This window comes from Legionella massiliensis, from assembly GCF_000756815.1.
Classification (GTDB): Bacteria; Pseudomonadota; Gammaproteobacteria; order Legionellales; family Legionellaceae; genus Tatlockia; species Tatlockia massiliensis.
The window spans coordinates 713574-729137 of the sequence record NZ_CCVW01000002.1; the positions used below are offsets into that span (position 1 = coordinate 713574).

Below are 15564 nucleotides of genomic sequence, written 5' to 3' on the forward strand. Positions count from 1 at the left end.
AGAATGGTGGGCCGTATAGGATTCGAACCTATGACACAGAGGTTAAAAGCCTCCTGCTCTACCGACTGAGCTAACGGCCCATTATAAAATAACTAATTTTCTCGCCTTTCATTCTGCCACAAAGGCTTGTGGTCAAAATGGTGGGCCGTATAGGATTCGAACCTATGACACAGAGGTTAAAAGCCTCCTGCTCTACCGACTGAGCTAACGGCCCCAAAGAGGCTGGAATGATACCGGATTAAGGTAAAATTTCAAGTGTTTTATGTGGTTTATTTTTCATTAATGTACGACCGGCGTATAAATCTTCGCTTGTTGCTAATACAGTCCACCCCTCAGCCGCGAGATTTTTTACTTTTGCCTTCAAACCAGCACTGGGGATGATTAACAGCAATACATCGGCACCTAAAGCACCACAGCCTTTGGCAGCAAGGACGTCAGCTTGGGAATTGAAGGTACGGATATGCTCTTGGCTATGAGGCGCAACCAGCCCTAAGCTTGATAATTGTTGCTCATAGCTATTTACTGCTTGCACAAGTTTTTCACTGTCAGCTTGCTCAAAGGCATCATGCGCTAATTCTACTGTCGCTGATAATTGATTTATTGAATTGGGAAGCCGGATGTTCTTTAAATGGTAATGCGTTGCTAATTTTTGTCCGCTATGCAAAAGAAGAAAGGAGATATCCTTAAAAACCCAATCATAAGATTTAATAATATGCTGCTCGCGATCGATATAAACACAGCCGTTTTGCGATTGAGCGAGCAAATCATAGCCACTGGGCTTTAATCCCTCTCCTTGCCAGGCACATTGATAATAAGCATCTAACAGGGCTTTCTTACTAGGGACAACCTGCAGCAAACGACAACTGGCTAAATAAACTCCAAGGAATTGAGCGCTGGACGCCCCCAACCCTCCTTTTCCATCATAGGGATCACGCCAAACTAGCCCACGCGAGGGAATACGGTGGTGAGTCCACCATTGTCCAGCTGGTGACTCAGGGTGAATACCTTGTACCTTTGTATCGTCTGTAAAAGCTAACTCAAAACAGGGGGAGGTTGTTAAAACAATTGCTGGAGCACCTGCAACTGCCGCGTACTCGCCGAGCAAAAAGGTTTTTGCAGGAATCCGCCACTTCATGTTGCAGCCTGCGTTTGTCGTATTTCAGTTAATAGATCACAGGCATTGTTTAAACTGACTCGTTTATTAGTTACTAACCAGCTTTGCAGACGCGCTTTTAAAACAGGCATTTCGCCTTCCGTAGCTCCTGCAACTAAAAGCAAATTATCAATATGAAGCTTCATATGCCCCTGAATAATCCCTTCTGTGCACAAGGCTTTCATAGCACCCAAATTTTGCACTAATCCCACAGCAGCAATAATTCGCGACAGTTCATTGGCTGTTTCAATGCCCATCATACGCAAACAAAGTTTTGCCGTCGGATGCAAAGCAGTTACACCACCTACAGTACCAACAATGATTGGTGCGGTTAATTGGCCTGTTAATACCCCATCTTGGTAGCGCCAACGAGTAATTGCTTGATAACGACCCTGGCGAGCAGCATAAGCATGTATGCCTGCTTCAACTGCACGCCAATCGTTGCCTGTAGCAATTAACACAGGATCTATACCATTCATTACGCCCTTATTGTGCGTTGCTGCACGATAGGGATCGGTTTCCGCAAATAGAGATGCCTCTTGTAAACGCTCGCCAAGTTCAGGCTCAACATCACGAATGCTAACCTTCGCCGTTGTCAATTTCTGATCATTCAGATTGGACAAGATACACATAGTGACCTGCTCGCCGGTTAGCTTCTCAATCGGCGCCTTTAAATATTCCAACACCTGATTGATAATATTCGCCCCCATAGCATCACAGCTATTCATCATTAGATGAACTACTGCCATAACAGCACCATCATCACGCTCCAAACGACGTAGTTGCAGATCAATAACCCCACCGCCTCGTTTTACCATGCTGAAAGCAACTTCTTCGTTTGCCTTTTCAATCAAAAATTGCTTATTTTCTTGCAGGATCGCCGCAAATTGCTCCCAATTAGCAACTTTTGCTAACTGAATCTGGCCGATAATACAATCACCCTCCACCTGTGTAGTGATTTCACCCTGTTGTCTTATCCATTTAGCTGTTTTCGATAAGGCAGCGATGATAGACGTTTCTTCCACCGCCAGCGGAACAACATAGTCTTTACCGTCAATGAAAAAATTGGTCGCAACGCCTAAAGGAAGCTGAAAATAGCCAATTACATTCTCGATCAACTTATCGGCAAGCACAGTATCCTGCACTGCACCTTCCTGCAAATATTGAATATCATCCGATGTCAGAGCGCCCATGGCTAGCAAACGCTTAAATCGTTCTTCGCGAGTTAATTTGGAAAACCCTTGAAATAATTCTCCAGCCTGACTATTTAACGGCATGCCTTCTCCTTCAGCTCACTGAGTACACGGCTACCTGTACAAAACATAGCAACCTTCAATTCATATTCGATCGCTCGCATTAGATCATGCACTTGTAGTGCACCTTGCAACCCTGCATTCAACATCGGTTTGGCAAAGCCTACTGAACTTGCGCCAAGGGCAAATAATTTTGCCGCATCCAAACCATTACGAACTCCACCAGAGCCCCATACTTCAAATTGAGGGCTTAGAGAAACTGCATTGATAACAGATTGCACTGTATCAATACCCCAATTACGGAAAGTAATTGCTGTCTTTTGCTTAATACTACCCTCGGCTGCACGATGCCCCTCGATCCGTCCCCAATGAGTGCCACCGAGTCCACTCACATCAACCACAGAAACCCCTATTTCATTAAGGCGTTTTAGGGTTTGTAATGAAAACCCACAACCTGTCTCTTTAACAATGACAGGCACATCCATTTTTGCGACTAAATGAGCAAGCGCCTCCCAACATCCTCTAAATTGCGGAGTTCCTTCCGGTTGAATTGATTCCTGCAAAGGATTGCAATGGATAATCAGCGCCTCTGCCTGCAATGAATCAATTAAGGCCTGAATCTGATACAGGGGAGTATTAATAATTTGTGCAATTCCGAGATTAGAAAAGAGACTTACCTGAGGAAAATCACGACGCAGGGAATGCCATTCTGCAGGAGCTTCGCTATCAGTCAACTCACGGCGCTGAGAGCCAACACCCATAGCCCAACCACTTTCAGCACAGGCCTCAACTAGATTGCGATTAATACTCAGCCCCCCCCGATGACCAGCTGTCATGGAACTAACAAAGAAAGGCGTGGCAACCTCGGAGCCAAAGCGCTGAGTACTGATATTAAGCTCGGCAAAATCCAAGTCTGGTAAAGCTTCGTGAACTAATGAGATCTTATCCAGAACATTCAGCTCGCTCGCCTGGTTATCCTGCCTTAAAGCGAGATCAATATGATCCTGTTTGCGCTTCTCAAACTGACTGTAGGTGTCTTGCATGCCCGTTTATTGCACTAGAAAAAAATGGCCTGGATTGTATCACAAATTAGCAATTACAACTAGGGATCAATATTGTTAAATATTTATCCTATCTAAAATAATTCACCGCTTTGACCAAGTCTTTTGCTGCATAACGCCCTTTTTCGTATTATGCTAGGCTATTTCTTGCCTAACATTCTTCAATTATGGCTAAGCCAAAACCTTCGACTTTTTTTACTTTTGATAAAGAAAAACATTGCTATCAATGCGAAGGCTCATGGTCTGTTCTCAAACTCAATGACCTGCTCAGCCGTATTGATCTCTCAACTCTTCCTGAGGACAAAACAATTAAGGTTAGTGGCAAACCTCTAACCAAATTTGATAGTTCCGGCGCCCTCGCTCTAATGCATTGCATTGATAAATTGAAGGAAAAAGGCAAAGAAGCTGAATTGATTGACTTTAGCAAGCAGCAATTAGCTATGCTAAAAATTATCGAAGAAAAGCGAGAGTCGCTGCGTTATGAGGAACCTAAGGGCGATGAGCGCAACGTTTTTGATAGGATAGGCGAAGAAACTATTCATAAGCTGCATCAGGCTGATGGTTTTGTAATTTTACTTGGTGATTTAAGTACCAAATTTATCGAAGCTCTCGGTCATTGGCGACGTTTTCAGCTACCAAGTATCGTATCAAACGTTAATTCCGCAGGTTTGCAAGCCTTACCTATCGTTGCCCTACTCTCTTTTTTAATTGGTGTAGTCCTCGCCTACCAAATGGGCTTGCAGTTACAAACCTATGGTGCCAATATTTTTATCGCCTATCTATCTGGAATGGCCATTTTTCGTGAATTTGCTCCTTTGATTACAGCAATCATTGTAGCAGGACGGACAAGCTCCGCGTTCACCGCACAACTTGGGTCAATGAAGATTAATGAGGAAATCGATGCGCTGAGTACAATGGGATTATCACCTACTGAGCTCTTAGTTATGCCTAAAGTTATTGGCTTACTCTTTGTTTTCCCTCTCCTTATTTTTTGGGCAGATGCCTTTAGTATCTTTGGTGCGACAATCATGTCTAAATGGATGCTTAACGTTGGTTATATCGATTTTATGGCCAGGTTGAAGGAATCTGTTGGTTTAAATCAAATGATGTTAGGTTTATATAAAGCACCTGCCTTTGCCATGATCATTGCTCTTGTTGGATGCTTTCAGGGATTCCGGGTAGAGGCAAATGGCGCGAGTATAGGCAGTCAAACTACTAAAAGCGTGGTACAAGCTCTATTTCTAATTATCGTTGCAGATGCAGTTTTCTCTATTATTTATAGCTGGATGGGAATCTAAATGGATGAACCAGTCATTGAGATTACAGGCTTAAAAAATCGTTTGGGTGGCCAGTGGGTACACTCTGATGTCAATCTCAAGGTCGAGAGAGGAGAAATTCTAGCTATAATCGGGGGAAGCGGCAGCGGCAAGACCACCATTTTGCGTAGCTTGTTAATGCTCTTACAACCAACAGGAGGCTCTTTAAAGATCTTTGGCGAAGAAATTACTTCTCTAGATAGTCGTCAGGCGAATACAGTTCGTCGCCGTTGGGGGATGATGTTTCAACATAGCGCCCTGTTTTCCTCAATGACTGTATTGGAAAATATTATGTTTCCCATGCAGGAGTTCACCAGTTTAGCACCGCAATTTATGGAAGAACTAGCCATGCTCAAAATTGCACTGGTAGGACTCCCTAAAGAATCAGCCGGTAAATTTCCCTCAGAGCTAAGTGGGGGAATGCAGCGCCGTGCAGCTGCTGCACGTGCTATTGCAATGGATCCAGAACTGCTTTTTTTAGACGAACCTACTACAGGCCTTGATCCACGTAGCGCAAGACTTTTTGATGAATTAGTTGTTTTTTTAAGGGATACCCTGCACCTAACTATTGTCATGATTAGCCATGATATCGAGTCCCTAAAACATGCGACAGACAGGGTCGCCTTTGTTGGCGAGGGGAAAATATTAGCCATTGCCCCCATTGAAGAATTAATGAAAAATAAGCATCCTCTAATTGCTGATTACTTCAGTAAACTTTAAACTGGTTGCAACGAGATAATAGGAGCAAGCTTTTTGGAAGCAAAAACCAATTACACCATGGTCGGCTTGGCCGTAGTGATTCTTGTAGGCGCACTGGTTGCTGCAGGTTTATGGCTATCTGTGGGCTTTGACCAAAAAAAATATAGCACCTATGTTGTTTATATTCGCGAAGCTGTATCTGGGTTAAGTGAACAATCTGCGGTTAAATTTAACGGTGTGAAAGTCGGCTTCGTGAGTAAAATTGAATTAAACCATCATGATCCCCGTCAAGTTGAAATCATGCTCAGTATTGAAGATGGCACCCCCATTACTGTCAGCACTACGGCCACTCTAATCTCTCAAGGTATTACTGGAAACACCTATGTTGGCTTGGCAGCTAGCTCCTCTGACTTGACCCCCCTGGCCGCAGCACCCAATCAGCCCTATCCAGTGATCCCAGCGAAACCTTCTTTATTTAATCAACTTGATAGGGTACTTAAAGAGGTTTCTGAAAATGTTAACAAGGTCAGTAAAAAAATTGGCCAAGTTTTTAGCGAAGAAAATATTAATAACTTTAATAAATCCTTGGCAAACGTCAGAACCGTTACTACTACCTTCTCGCAAAACAGTGAGAATCTTAATCGTAGTATAAAAAATGCCGACATTTTCATAAAAAATATCACCATAGCGAGCCACGGTTTTCCTGAGGTTGTAACCCAACTCAAATCAGGACTAGTGAAAATGGAAGAGGCTGGAGAAAAAATTTCTTCAGCTATGGATTCCGGTAAAACAGCTATTGATAAAGTATCTCAACAAACCGTTCCTCCAGTGATCAACTTGATACATCGCTTGGATGCTATAGCAGTAAATCTTGAAAAGGTCTCTAACCAAATGCGACAAAACCCTTCCGTAGTGATACGAGGCTCTACACCTCCCAAACCAGGTCCAGGAGAATAATCATGAATAAACTCAGTATCCTGGTTCTAATTCTTACCGGATTTTTATTAAGCGCATGTTCGCCGGTAAAAACATCTATTTCTAACCAATACAAGCTAGACAGCTATAGTGCGAAGCCTTTGGGCGGTAGTTCAGCTAAGCAATCGATACTTATCACAGCGCCGGAAGCAGCTTCAGGCTATCAAAGCACTGAAATGTTATATGTGAAAAAAGCCTATGAGCTGAGTTCCTTTGCAAATAATGCCTGGGTCGATCAGCCAGCCAATATGCTTTTACCCCTTCTTGCTCAAAGTTTACAGCGTAGCGGGTATTTTTATGCAGTAACTTCAAGTGTCAATTCCGAACATACCGACTATCGCCTAGACACTCAATTAATTGAGTTACAACAGAACTTTTTGAAAAAGCCAAGCCAAATTGATCTTGTTGTCAAAGTAGTATTAACCCATATGTCTGATAATCGGGTTATTGCCTCTCGTGTAATTAGTCAACACATCAATTGCCCTACAGATACGCCTTATGGTGGTGTTATTGCGGCAAATCTTGCAACGAATCGCTTCACTGCTGAGGTTTCGGATTTTGTTGTGTCGCATATTAAGCGAGACTCTAACTGATAACCGTCTAGAAAATAGGGTATATCAAAGGTCTATTAGTATCCTTAAATAGCCCTTCAAAATTGGCATACATCAGATATCAGTTCTATCACAATCTGGGGCTACTCGTATTCCACTAACAGAATTTGCAACAAGTGAACTATCTCTAGTACTTGCAAGTCATCCCAAGCTAAGGTATAAAATCACGCCCCATAACTGGATTGCTATATCCTAATTAATTGAAAAATAGTTTTTATTATTAAGGAATTTTATTATGTTTAGGGAAAAAATTTCTCTCTCTTTTTTAAGTTTGTTTGTATCGGCAGCAGCTTCATCAGCCCCACCCCAACTACTTGATAAGGATGGACCAATCTGCAATTCATTTTTATGCGCTTTCCAAAGCCCTGGAGGCTTGTATGCGAATTTAACCGGCTACTATTTACGTCCCAGCGAAACTGGAATAGGTTTAGTAACTGACAGTTGGCAATATCCTACTCCGGGTGGAGAGATAGCACGCAGTAAACCTTTTCAGCCCAAACACAGGTTTGCCGGCCGTGTCGCCTTAGGTTATGATTTTGCAAATTCAGCCAACAATATCGAAGTAAGTTATTTCGGCATTAGCAATCGCACCCACGCTGTAAATGATTTTTCTGATGGTTCAAATTATTTTGGTTCAGTTCTATTTCCTGATGCAACAATCCCACCTACCCCCGGTTTCGTCAGTGATGCGCATTTGCGTTATAAATTAAACCAACTAGATCTGAAGGCAGGTAGGAAATATCGTGATACTGGCAGACAATTCAGTATCCGTCCTTCAGCAGGCATTCGCTTCGCAGAACTCGAACATAAGCTCACCTTTGCTGCCCCTGGTAACGTAATCAGTAAATTCCGAGGAGCTGGCCCGCTTTTTAGTCTTGATGCTAATTATGGTTTGGGTAGTGGCTTCGGCTTAGTGGGCTACTTTGACTACGCGCTTATTGTTGGGCAAATTGATTCCCATTCTTATGTCACCTTACAAAATTTCAATTATCAGTATACTTGGCCTAAAAATGATAGAATCGTTAACAGTATTACTGCTAAGCTTGGTATTGATTACAATCATGCTTTTTCAAATGTTGCCAGTGTAACAGTGGAAGCTGGTTATCAAGTTGGAACCTATCTGAGCTCGATGGACACCCTTAGAGGTTGGGTATTTAGCCCTGGCTATCAACATATTGCTGGCAAAGAAACTAATGATTTTTCCTATAGAGGCCCTTATCTGACACTGGCAATGCATGTCTAATTCCAAATCCCCGCGGTCTAACCGCGGGGACTCAAGTTTTCTCAGTGTCATTTATCATAAAACCGTCTATTAAAATCATCTTCACTATGGGCTAAAAGATACTTTTGTAATTAGGCATGCAGGCCTGCTCAAGGCCGAGTTCCTACAGCGCTAACTGCAAGTTCCTATCTTTATTGAACGTTCATTTTTTATTCAAAATGCACCTTTGCGAATTGTGGCTAATTTGCTAAAACAATTGTACAATGACCCGCCATTGCGGCCATTCAGTCAATTAGAACATAAGAAAAAAGAAGGAGATTAGAGGATGAAAGCCAAATCGATAAAGCTAGGACTTGTTGTTGCGGGCCTTGTGCTACTCACTGCCTGTTCAAAAAAAGTGCCCGGCCATGCCGATGGTTTTGGTGAAGGCGGCGCTACAGCACACGGTCTGGGTGGTTTTACCCAATTTGCAGGCCAAGCACCTGGCGAGTCTTATACAACTAAAGCACCACATAACCAACGTTACCTGTTCTCTTATGATGATAGTTCTTTCGCCTCTAAATACAGACCCTCTCTCCAAGCTCAAGCAGACTATTTGAAGTCGCATGAAGGTGCGCGAGTTCTTCTTGCTGGCCATACTGATGAGCGCGGTAGCCGCGAATATAACGTTGCGCTAGGTGAGCGTCGTGCTAACACTGTAGCCGACCTGCTAAAAATGTGGGGCGTTAGCAGACACCAAATCCGTGTAGTCAGCTATGGTAAAGAACGTCCTTTATACACTGGTCATGACGATGAAGCTCACAAGATGAATCGTCGTGTTGAGTTAACTTATGAGGCAACCCGATGATTAAGTACCATCGACTTCTACTAAGCCTATGCCTAACCTGCTGTTTACCACTGCAGGTTTTGGCTGAAGCACCAGTAGTTGATGACAGTGAGAATTTCGCGATTCTCGATGAACAGCAGGCCGCTATAGAGCAGCCTGTTGCTAAAGCGCAGCTTAATGAAGATAGTGATGATGAAGTTGCACTGGCGCGGGATAATCACGATAGTTCCAGCAGCGATAGCGCCGAACTAGTAAATAAGCTGCAAGGATTGCAACAAGATATTCAAGAATTACGTGGCCAATTGGAAGTTCAAGCCCATGACTTAAAGATGCTCCAGCAGCAACAGTTAGCCTTCTACAAAGATTTAGATGCACGTGTGCGTGATGGTTCAAGTAAATCTATACAATCTGCACAATTAGCACCTGCAGAACAACCTCAGCAAGAAGTAGCAGCTGCACCCAAAGTCAATCTTCCTACTCCCAGCCAACCAGACCAATCAGCATCTGAAGAAAAAATAATTACTTCTGGTGTTATAAACACGGCGCGTGGCAACCCGGCAGATGAGCAGATCAGTTATCTTGCAGCCTATGAATTAGTCAAAAATAAGCACTTTGATGATGCATTAACTGCCATGCAGGCTTTCATTAGCCAATATCCTCATGGTGGTTACACCGCGAATGCGCAATATTGGCTGGGAGAGCTTTATATGGTTAAAAGTAACTACCCTAAAGCGATCGAGCATTTTGAAATTGTATTAAAACAATTTCCCTCTTCGTCCAAAGCTGCTGCATCTACACTTAAAATTGGTTATGCACTTGCTGCTTCAGGTAAAGATAGTGAAGCCAAATTTCGCTTACAACAGGTCATAAAGAACTACCCAGATACCCCTACTGCTCAATTAGCAACTATAAAACTGGAGTCTTTAGGCGTCTCATGAAGCAATTTAGTAATCAACTGCGAATTACCGAGATTTTTCATTCTCTTCAAGGTGAATCGATCACCGTGGGTTTACCCACGGTTTTTGTCCGCTTAACTGGCTGCCCGCTGCGTTGCCAATATTGTGATACTGCCTATGCCTTCAGTGGTGGAGAGATTGTCGATATTGCTAGAGTCCTTGAACAAGTAGCCTCCTACGATTGTCAGCATGTCTGTGTTACAGGCGGAGAGCCCTTAGCCCAACCTGGCTGTCTCACACTCATGGAACAACTTTGTGATGCTGGATATAAGGTATCGCTAGAAACAAGTGGTGCACGGGATATCTCCGAAGTAGATAAAAGAGTCATGATTGTTATGGATTTAAAAACACCTGATTCTGGCGAAAGCACAAAAAATTTATTTGCTAATTTAGACTATTTAAAACCAAGTGATCAGATTAAATTCGTATTATGTAGTCGCAAAGACTATGACTGGGCTAGGCAAATCATGGCTGAATTTGGTTTAGCTGACCGGACACAAATTCTTTTTTCTCCTAGTTGGAATGAGTTAAATCCAACACATCTTGCTGATTGGATTGTGCAAGATAAACTACCAGTACGATTTCAATTGCAGTTACATAAAATTCTTTGGAACGATGCCCCTGGGCATTAAAACCATATCTGTTCAGGGGGTATGTTTGAATCTTGGTGAAAGTATGGATTTGAGAGCATGTTGCGAGAAAAACCGCAAAAAAATGCGCAGCATAGCTATCTATGTGAGTGGTTTTTTTGCGGTTTTTCTCGCAACATGCGCCAAATACAGACTTTCTTTGAATATGGCGTGAATGCTTACTAAAAACCTTTAGACCAAACTCAGGAGATCTCAATTATGCAATGGTTTGCTCAAGCACCTGCTAACATTGCCCTAATAAAATACATGGGAAAAAAGGAACCGGAAAGCAATATTCCAGCGAACCCCTCCTTGTCTTATACCTTAAATGACTTGCTAAGCTCTGTTGTCCTGGAAAGCCACTCAGCTAAAAAAGACTTTTGGGAGCCCCTTGAAACACCCGGCGCAGATCCTTTTAATTTATCCCCTCAAGGACAGCAACGTTTTTTACAGCATTTGGCGCGTATAAAAGAGTTCTTTAAGTACACTGGCTATTTTATTGTGCGCTCAACAAACAATTTTCCGCATAGTAGTGGTCTGGCTAGCTCAGCTTCAAGCTTCGCTGCTCTGACTAAATGCGCAGTACTAGCGATTTCTGAACTGAGTTCTCAACCCCAGCCCTCGATAGAACAGCAAGCCTTATTAAGTATGAAAGGCTCCGGCTCCTCATGCCGTTCTTTTTTCGCCCCCTGGGCTTTTTGGCATGATGACAAGGTTGAAGCCATTGAATTACCTTATACTCAATTGCATCATGAGGTAATCGTTATCAGTCATAGCGAAAAGCAAGTACCATCGAGTGAAGCGCATCAGCGAGTTAAAAGCTCCCATAATTACCAATCACGACTCGAAAGAGCCAATGAGAATCTTAAAAGCCTGCTTAGCGCGTTCAGAGAGAAGGATTGGGGTAGTATTTATCAAATTTGCTGGCGTGAATTCCATGACATGCATAACCTCTTTGGTACATCTAATCCACCCTTTCACTATATCACTGAGAAAAGCGATGAGGCCCTAAGAAGTTTACAAGATCTATGGCAACGCGAAGGCGATGGGCCGATTGTAACGATGGACGCAGGACCTAACATTCACCTTCTCTATCGCCCTGACCAAGCTGATATGGCCCTTCAATTTAAACGAGATTATTTAGTTGGCAATTACGATGTCCTATGATTTTCAAACAACAACCCATGGCAAATGGATATTAGCAGGCGAACATGCTGTCCTACGTGGACATGGTGCTCTTGTTTTTCCTATAAAGGAAAAAAAACTTACTCTGAGTTATCGTAAGTCTGGGAATGAACTTAGTGCTGATTACGTAGGCACTAGTGGTACAGACATGCATTTATTATTTTGGAGCGTTCTGGAGCAGGGCCAGCAATTACTAGGTCGCTCATTGAATAATCTCGATGGCCATTTTCATATCTATAGTGATATTCCTATAGGAGTGGGAATGGGCGCATCCGCTGCTCTTTGTGTAGCCACTGCCCGCTGGTTTGCTGCACAGAATTTTTTAGCCGAGGATGCTATTTTTTCTTTTGCCAAAGACTTGGAAAATTTATTTCATGGTAAAAGTTCAGGTCTTGATATAGCTGGTGTCGCAGCTGAAAGCGGGATCTTATTTCAGCAAGGCAATATGAAGCCTGTCCATCAAAGCTGGCAACCGCATTGGTTCCTATCCTCTTGTGGTCAAATTGGCATCACTTCCCACTGTATTAATCAAGTTAATGAGATTTGGCAAAACGATCCGGCTAAAGCGGCGTTCATTGATCAAAAAATGAGTGATAGCGTAAAAATGTCTGCAGACGCATTGGAGAAAAATACAGCTGAATCCTTAAACAATTTAGCTAAAGCAATTAACCTAACGGCAGATTGCTTCAAACAATGGGGGCTAATTAGTGAAACCTTGCAACAACATATGCAAATGTTGTTGAACTCCGGCGCCTTAGCAGTCAAACCAACAGGCTCTGGCGGCGGAGGTTATGTATTAAGTCTTTGGCAACAGCCACCAGAGGCGCTTCCTACAGAGCTCATTGCTGTTTAATATAGGGCATCTTCTAAGAAAAACAGGCAGGCATAGACAGCTATATTAGTAATTAGATCAGCCAAAGAGCCTGTCTCTATTGCTTTGGTTGTTTTTTATACTATTCCCACAGAAACAGCTACACTTAAAAGAAACAAGCCAAAACCTCGCTGGTTTTTATAACAAGAAAGGATTTGTTATGAAACGTAGAAAACTCTTGTTTCCTTTATTACTCTGCTTAGCAATGCTGACAACCCCACTTTATGCAACGCTTAAAGTTGGCACTGAGTATTTTTATCCACCCTATGTTATATCAACCTCTGAAGGGTTTGATATGAGCTTGATTCAGCTACTTTGTCAGCGAATGCATGAGGACTGTGAAATAATACCTATGGATTTTCATGAGATATTTCCAGCGCTCGATTCAGGAAGAGTCGATCTTGCCATCGGCGGGATTTCCATTTCACAGGATCGACTTCAAAAATACATTTTCAGTCTGCCTTATCTTATGGGTCATGGACAGTTTTTAATGCTTAAAGGCTCAGAATTGAAATCACCCAAAGACCTGACTGGTAAAGTTGTTGGAGTCATCAAAGGTGAGGAAGATGGCAGTGTGACCTATCAATGGTTGGTTCAAAATTACAGTACTAGCATTAAAATTGCTGAGTATAATGACATGGAGGATTTAATTAGCGCATTAAGTAATAAAGATATTGCTGCTGCTTTTATACATAAGCCTACAGCTCATTACTGGCTGCAAAACGGAGGTGACCAATTCGATATCTTGGGTGAGCCAGTCTTGTTGGGTCAAGGGATAGCTATTATGGCCTTACCAAGCAAGCCAGATTTAATTCAAAAAATTAACCAGCTATTAGTAACCACAGAAAAGGATAATTCTTATCTCAACTTATATAGAACCTATATGGTTATCGAATAAGGCCCTTTCAATCAACAAACTGATAATAAACTTCATCTTTTTTAACCATACCCAACTCATAGCGAGCTTGCTCTTCTAAGGCCTGATCGCCGCCTTTTAATTCAACAATATCGGCATCAATAGCGAGATTACGAGTTATAAGTTTGTCATTTTCACTTTCCTGTGTGGCTATTTTTTTTTCAAGGCTACGCCATTGATAGATACCACCATCTCCAAGCCATAATTTATATTGCAAACCGGCAAGTGCTAATAACAGAATGAAAACGATTGATCGCATGATAAACCAAAGGGAATTTATTTTTTTCTATTATATACAGGTCACAATGGATTTCACCAGAGTGTCCTTCTGACAACAATGAAACATATAAATGTAGGTACTGTCATAGCAAACAGGCATTGTTGCATGAATAAAAAGAACCGCCGTCATTGCGAACGGGGTGAAGCAATCCAAGGATCAGAGCTCCGAACTCTGGATTGCTTCGTCACTCGCTCCTCGCAATGGCGAGCAAGGTTTTCAGATTAATACCGAACGCCCTGCATAAGGTAGCGGTGCTAACTCATTAATACGCAGCAATTGATTATATTTTGCGACTCTGTCTGTGCGACATAAAGATCCTGTTTTGATTTGGCCACATCCTGTTGCAACAGCCAGGTCGGCTATAAAGGAATCTTCTGTTTCACCAGAACGATGCGACATCACGCAACGATAATTGTTAGCATGGGCTAAACGGATAGCTTGCCTGGTTTCCGTCAGAGTACCAATTTGGTTAAGCTTAATCAAAATAGCATTTGCCATTTTCTGGGTGATTCCCTCTTGCAAAATACGTGTGTTAGTCACGAATAGATCATCTCCGACTAACTGTAGTTTTGTAGCAAAACGAGCAGTCAACTCCTGCCAACCTTGCCAATCGTGTTCATCCAAACCATCTTCAATACTAACAATCGGGTAATTAGCCATTAATTCGCCATAATAACTAATAATTTCTGAGCTGCTCAATTTCTTATTCTCAGAGGCGAGATGATAAAAACCATCATGAAAAAGCTCTGATGCAGCCACGTCCAAGGCGAAAACCATGTCTTGTCCTAGTTTATACCCAGCCAACTCTACGGCCTGGGTTAACACATCTAAGGCCTGACGGTTCGATTTAAGATTTGGCGCAAAACCACCCTCGTCACCCACGGCTGTATTCAATCCCTGTTTTTTCAGAACTGTTCTCAATACATGAAAGGTTTCTGCTCCCATTTGCAAGGCAGTAGCAAAATCAGGGGCGCCAACAGGCATTAACATAAATTCCTGAATATCGACATTATTATCCGCATGCGCGCCGCCATTGAGAACATTCATCATAGGGACTGGCATAGACATCTGCTCACCTTGATTCAGTGTCAGATATAAGGGTTGTTTGACCGCATTAGCGTGGGCACGCGCACAGGCAAGAGAAACAGCAAGAATCGCATTTGCGCCTAAACGCTCTTTGTTATCATAACCATCCAAAGCACAAAGCCGAGAATCAATCTGCTCTTGCTCGTCCACAGAAGAGCCTTTCAGCGCCTGATTGATGTCATGATTGATATGCTCAACAGCCTTCAGCACTCCTCGTCCCGCATAGCGAGCCTTATCGCCATCACGAAGTTCACAAGCTTCTCGACTACCCGTAGAAGCTCCAGAAGGCACACTGGCCCGACCTATTTCACCATTCGCCAAAATAACATCGGCTTCAACTGTAGGATTACCGCGTGAATCAAGAATTTCACGCCCCTTAATACTAGCTATTTGCATTATTTGTCCTCAAGGAATTATTTTAATCTTGCTAAAAACCTTAGGTAGGAAAGGATAAAGTAATTATTGACTTTGTACAGGACAAAATTGGGAAATGAATGAAAGTTTTTTCTATTTGAACAATGCTCG

16 protein-coding genes and 2 tRNA genes are annotated in these 15564 nt (G+C 42.6%); 11 read left to right on the plus strand and 7 right to left on the minus strand.

The window, feature by feature from the left end:
- Positions 1 to 4 precede the first annotated feature (4 nt).
- The 5 genes from BN1094_RS10180 to fni all read right to left on the minus strand — a co-directional run bounded on the left by BN1094_RS10180 (position 5) and on the right by fni (position 3449).
- Positions 5 to 80: transfer RNA gene (locus BN1094_RS10180), tRNA-Lys, on the minus strand.
- A gap of 58 nt (positions 81 to 138) precedes the next feature.
- Positions 139 to 214: transfer RNA gene (locus BN1094_RS10185), tRNA-Lys, on the minus strand.
- Between the two features lie 24 nt (positions 215 to 238).
- Positions 239 to 1135, minus strand: a complete 897-nt coding sequence (locus BN1094_RS10190; RefSeq protein ID WP_043874290.1) for a mevalonate kinase family protein — start codon at positions 1133 to 1135, stop codon at positions 239 to 241.
- Positions 1132 to 2430, minus strand: coding sequence for a hydroxymethylglutaryl-CoA reductase, degradative (locus BN1094_RS10195; RefSeq protein ID WP_043874291.1), 1299 nt, complete (start codon positions 2428 to 2430; stop codon positions 1132 to 1134). Before BN1094_RS10195 ends, BN1094_RS10190 begins: the two co-directional genes overlap by 4 nt.
- Positions 2421 to 3449 carry a type 2 isopentenyl-diphosphate Delta-isomerase gene (gene fni / locus BN1094_RS10200; protein ID WP_043874292.1) on the minus strand — a complete coding sequence of 343 codons (1029 nt, stop codon included), beginning with the start codon at positions 3447 to 3449 and terminating at the stop codon, positions 2421 to 2423. The genes BN1094_RS10195 and fni overlap by 10 nt, the downstream gene beginning before the upstream one ends.
- Before the next feature lie 185 nt (positions 3450 to 3634).
- Here fni and BN1094_RS10205 point away from each other — a divergent pair, with 185 nt between their 5' ends.
- The 11 genes from BN1094_RS10205 (at position 3635) to BN1094_RS10255 (ending at position 13655) form a co-directional block, all read left to right on the plus strand.
- Complete coding sequence (locus BN1094_RS10205) at positions 3635 to 4765, plus strand: MlaE family ABC transporter permease (protein WP_043874293.1); 1131 nt, start codon at positions 3635 to 3637, stop codon at positions 4763 to 4765.
- Entirely contained in the window at positions 4766 to 5503 is a 738-nt protein-coding gene (locus BN1094_RS10210) for an ABC transporter ATP-binding protein (protein ID WP_043874294.1), read from the plus strand.
- A gap of 33 nt (positions 5504 to 5536) precedes the next feature.
- Complete coding sequence (locus BN1094_RS10215; RefSeq protein WP_043874295.1) at positions 5537 to 6439, plus strand: MlaD family protein; 903 nt, start codon at positions 5537 to 5539, stop codon at positions 6437 to 6439.
- Between the two features lie 2 nt (positions 6440 to 6441).
- Positions 6442 to 7050 carry an ABC-type transport auxiliary lipoprotein family protein gene (locus BN1094_RS10220; RefSeq protein ID WP_043874296.1) on the plus strand — a complete coding sequence of 203 codons (609 nt, stop codon included), beginning with the start codon at positions 6442 to 6444 and terminating at the stop codon, positions 7048 to 7050.
- A gap of 253 nt (positions 7051 to 7303) precedes the next feature.
- The gene (locus tag BN1094_RS10225) at positions 7304 to 8311 is read left to right on the plus strand and encodes an Lpg1974 family pore-forming outer membrane protein (protein ID WP_043874297.1); all 1008 of its coding nucleotides are present in this window, start codon (positions 7304 to 7306) and stop codon (positions 8309 to 8311) included.
- Positions 8312 to 8615: 304 nt separating this feature from the next.
- Positions 8616 to 9137 carry a peptidoglycan-associated lipoprotein Pal gene (gene pal, locus BN1094_RS10230; RefSeq protein ID WP_043874298.1) on the plus strand — a complete coding sequence of 174 codons (522 nt, stop codon included), beginning with the start codon at positions 8616 to 8618 and terminating at the stop codon, positions 9135 to 9137.
- On the plus strand, positions 9134 to 10054 hold the full coding sequence (gene ybgF, locus BN1094_RS10235) for a tol-pal system protein YbgF (protein ID WP_043874299.1): 921 nt from the start codon (positions 9134 to 9136) through the stop codon (positions 10052 to 10054). Before pal ends, ybgF begins: the two co-directional genes overlap by 4 nt.
- On the plus strand, positions 10051 to 10704 hold the full coding sequence (queE, locus tag BN1094_RS10240; protein WP_043874300.1) for a 7-carboxy-7-deazaguanine synthase QueE: 654 nt from the start codon (positions 10051 to 10053) through the stop codon (positions 10702 to 10704). Before ybgF ends, queE begins: the two co-directional genes overlap by 4 nt.
- A 216-nt stretch (positions 10705 to 10920) precedes the next feature.
- Positions 10921 to 11868, plus strand: a complete 948-nt coding sequence (locus tag BN1094_RS10245; RefSeq protein ID WP_043874301.1) for a diphosphomevalonate decarboxylase — start codon at positions 10921 to 10923, stop codon at positions 11866 to 11868.
- A complete protein-coding gene (locus BN1094_RS10250; protein ID WP_043874302.1) occupies positions 11858 to 12739 on the plus strand; it encodes a mevalonate kinase family protein in 882 nt (293 codons plus the stop codon). Before BN1094_RS10245 ends, BN1094_RS10250 begins: the two co-directional genes overlap by 11 nt.
- Positions 12740 to 12917: 178 nt before the next feature.
- Positions 12918 to 13655 carry a transporter substrate-binding domain-containing protein gene (locus BN1094_RS10255; RefSeq protein WP_043874303.1) on the plus strand — a complete coding sequence of 246 codons (738 nt, stop codon included), beginning with the start codon at positions 12918 to 12920 and terminating at the stop codon, positions 13653 to 13655.
- A 7-nt stretch (positions 13656 to 13662) separates the two neighbouring features.
- On the opposite strand, the gene ftsB is transcribed toward BN1094_RS10255, so the two are convergent.
- The gene (gene ftsB / locus BN1094_RS10260; RefSeq protein WP_043874304.1) at positions 13663 to 13932 is read right to left on the minus strand and encodes a cell division protein FtsB; all 270 of its coding nucleotides are present in this window, start codon (positions 13930 to 13932) and stop codon (positions 13663 to 13665) included.
- 237 nt (positions 13933 to 14169) lie between these two features.
- The gene (gene eno / locus BN1094_RS10265) at positions 14170 to 15435 is read right to left on the minus strand and encodes a phosphopyruvate hydratase (protein ID WP_099909007.1); all 1266 of its coding nucleotides are present in this window, start codon (positions 15433 to 15435) and stop codon (positions 14170 to 14172) included.
- Positions 15436 to 15564: the final 129 nt, after the last annotated feature.

Excerpts from the sequence above, each read along its gene's own strand:
- eno (WP_099909007.1), bottom strand. The coding sequence starts at position 15,435 with ATGCAAATAGCTAGTATTAAGGGGCGTGAAATTCTTGATTCACGCGGT.
- BN1094_RS10250 (WP_043874302.1), top strand. The coding sequence starts at position 11,858 with ATGTCCTATGATTTTCAAACAACAACCCATGGCAAATGGATATTAGCA.
- BN1094_RS10220 (WP_043874296.1), top strand. The coding sequence starts at position 6,442 with ATGAATAAACTCAGTATCCTGGTTCTAATTCTTACCGGATTTTTATTA.
- BN1094_RS10225 (WP_043874297.1), top strand. The coding sequence starts at position 7,304 with ATGTTTAGGGAAAAAATTTCTCTCTCTTTTTTAAGTTTGTTTGTATCG.
- ftsB (WP_043874304.1), bottom strand. The coding sequence starts at position 13,932 with ATGCGATCAATCGTTTTCATTCTGTTATTAGCACTTGCCGGTTTGCAA.
- BN1094_RS10190 (WP_043874290.1), bottom strand. The coding sequence starts at position 1,135 with ATGAAGTGGCGGATTCCTGCAAAAACCTTTTTGCTCGGCGAGTACGCG.
- BN1094_RS10195 (WP_043874291.1), bottom strand. The coding sequence starts at position 2,430 with ATGCCGTTAAATAGTCAGGCTGGAGAATTATTTCAAGGGTTTTCCAAA.
- queE (WP_043874300.1), top strand. The coding sequence starts at position 10,051 with ATGAAGCAATTTAGTAATCAACTGCGAATTACCGAGATTTTTCATTCT.
- BN1094_RS10205 (WP_043874293.1), top strand. The coding sequence starts at position 3,635 with ATGGCTAAGCCAAAACCTTCGACTTTTTTTACTTTTGATAAAGAAAAA.
- fni (WP_043874292.1), bottom strand. The coding sequence starts at position 3,449 with ATGCAAGACACCTACAGTCAGTTTGAGAAGCGCAAACAGGATCATATT.
- BN1094_RS10255 (WP_043874303.1), top strand. The coding sequence starts at position 12,918 with ATGAAACGTAGAAAACTCTTGTTTCCTTTATTACTCTGCTTAGCAATG.
- BN1094_RS10245 (WP_043874301.1), top strand. The coding sequence starts at position 10,921 with ATGCAATGGTTTGCTCAAGCACCTGCTAACATTGCCCTAATAAAATAC.
- pal (WP_043874298.1), top strand. The coding sequence starts at position 8,616 with ATGAAAGCCAAATCGATAAAGCTAGGACTTGTTGTTGCGGGCCTTGTG.
- ybgF (WP_043874299.1), top strand. The coding sequence starts at position 9,134 with ATGATTAAGTACCATCGACTTCTACTAAGCCTATGCCTAACCTGCTGT.
- BN1094_RS10210 (WP_043874294.1), top strand. The coding sequence starts at position 4,766 with ATGGATGAACCAGTCATTGAGATTACAGGCTTAAAAAATCGTTTGGGT.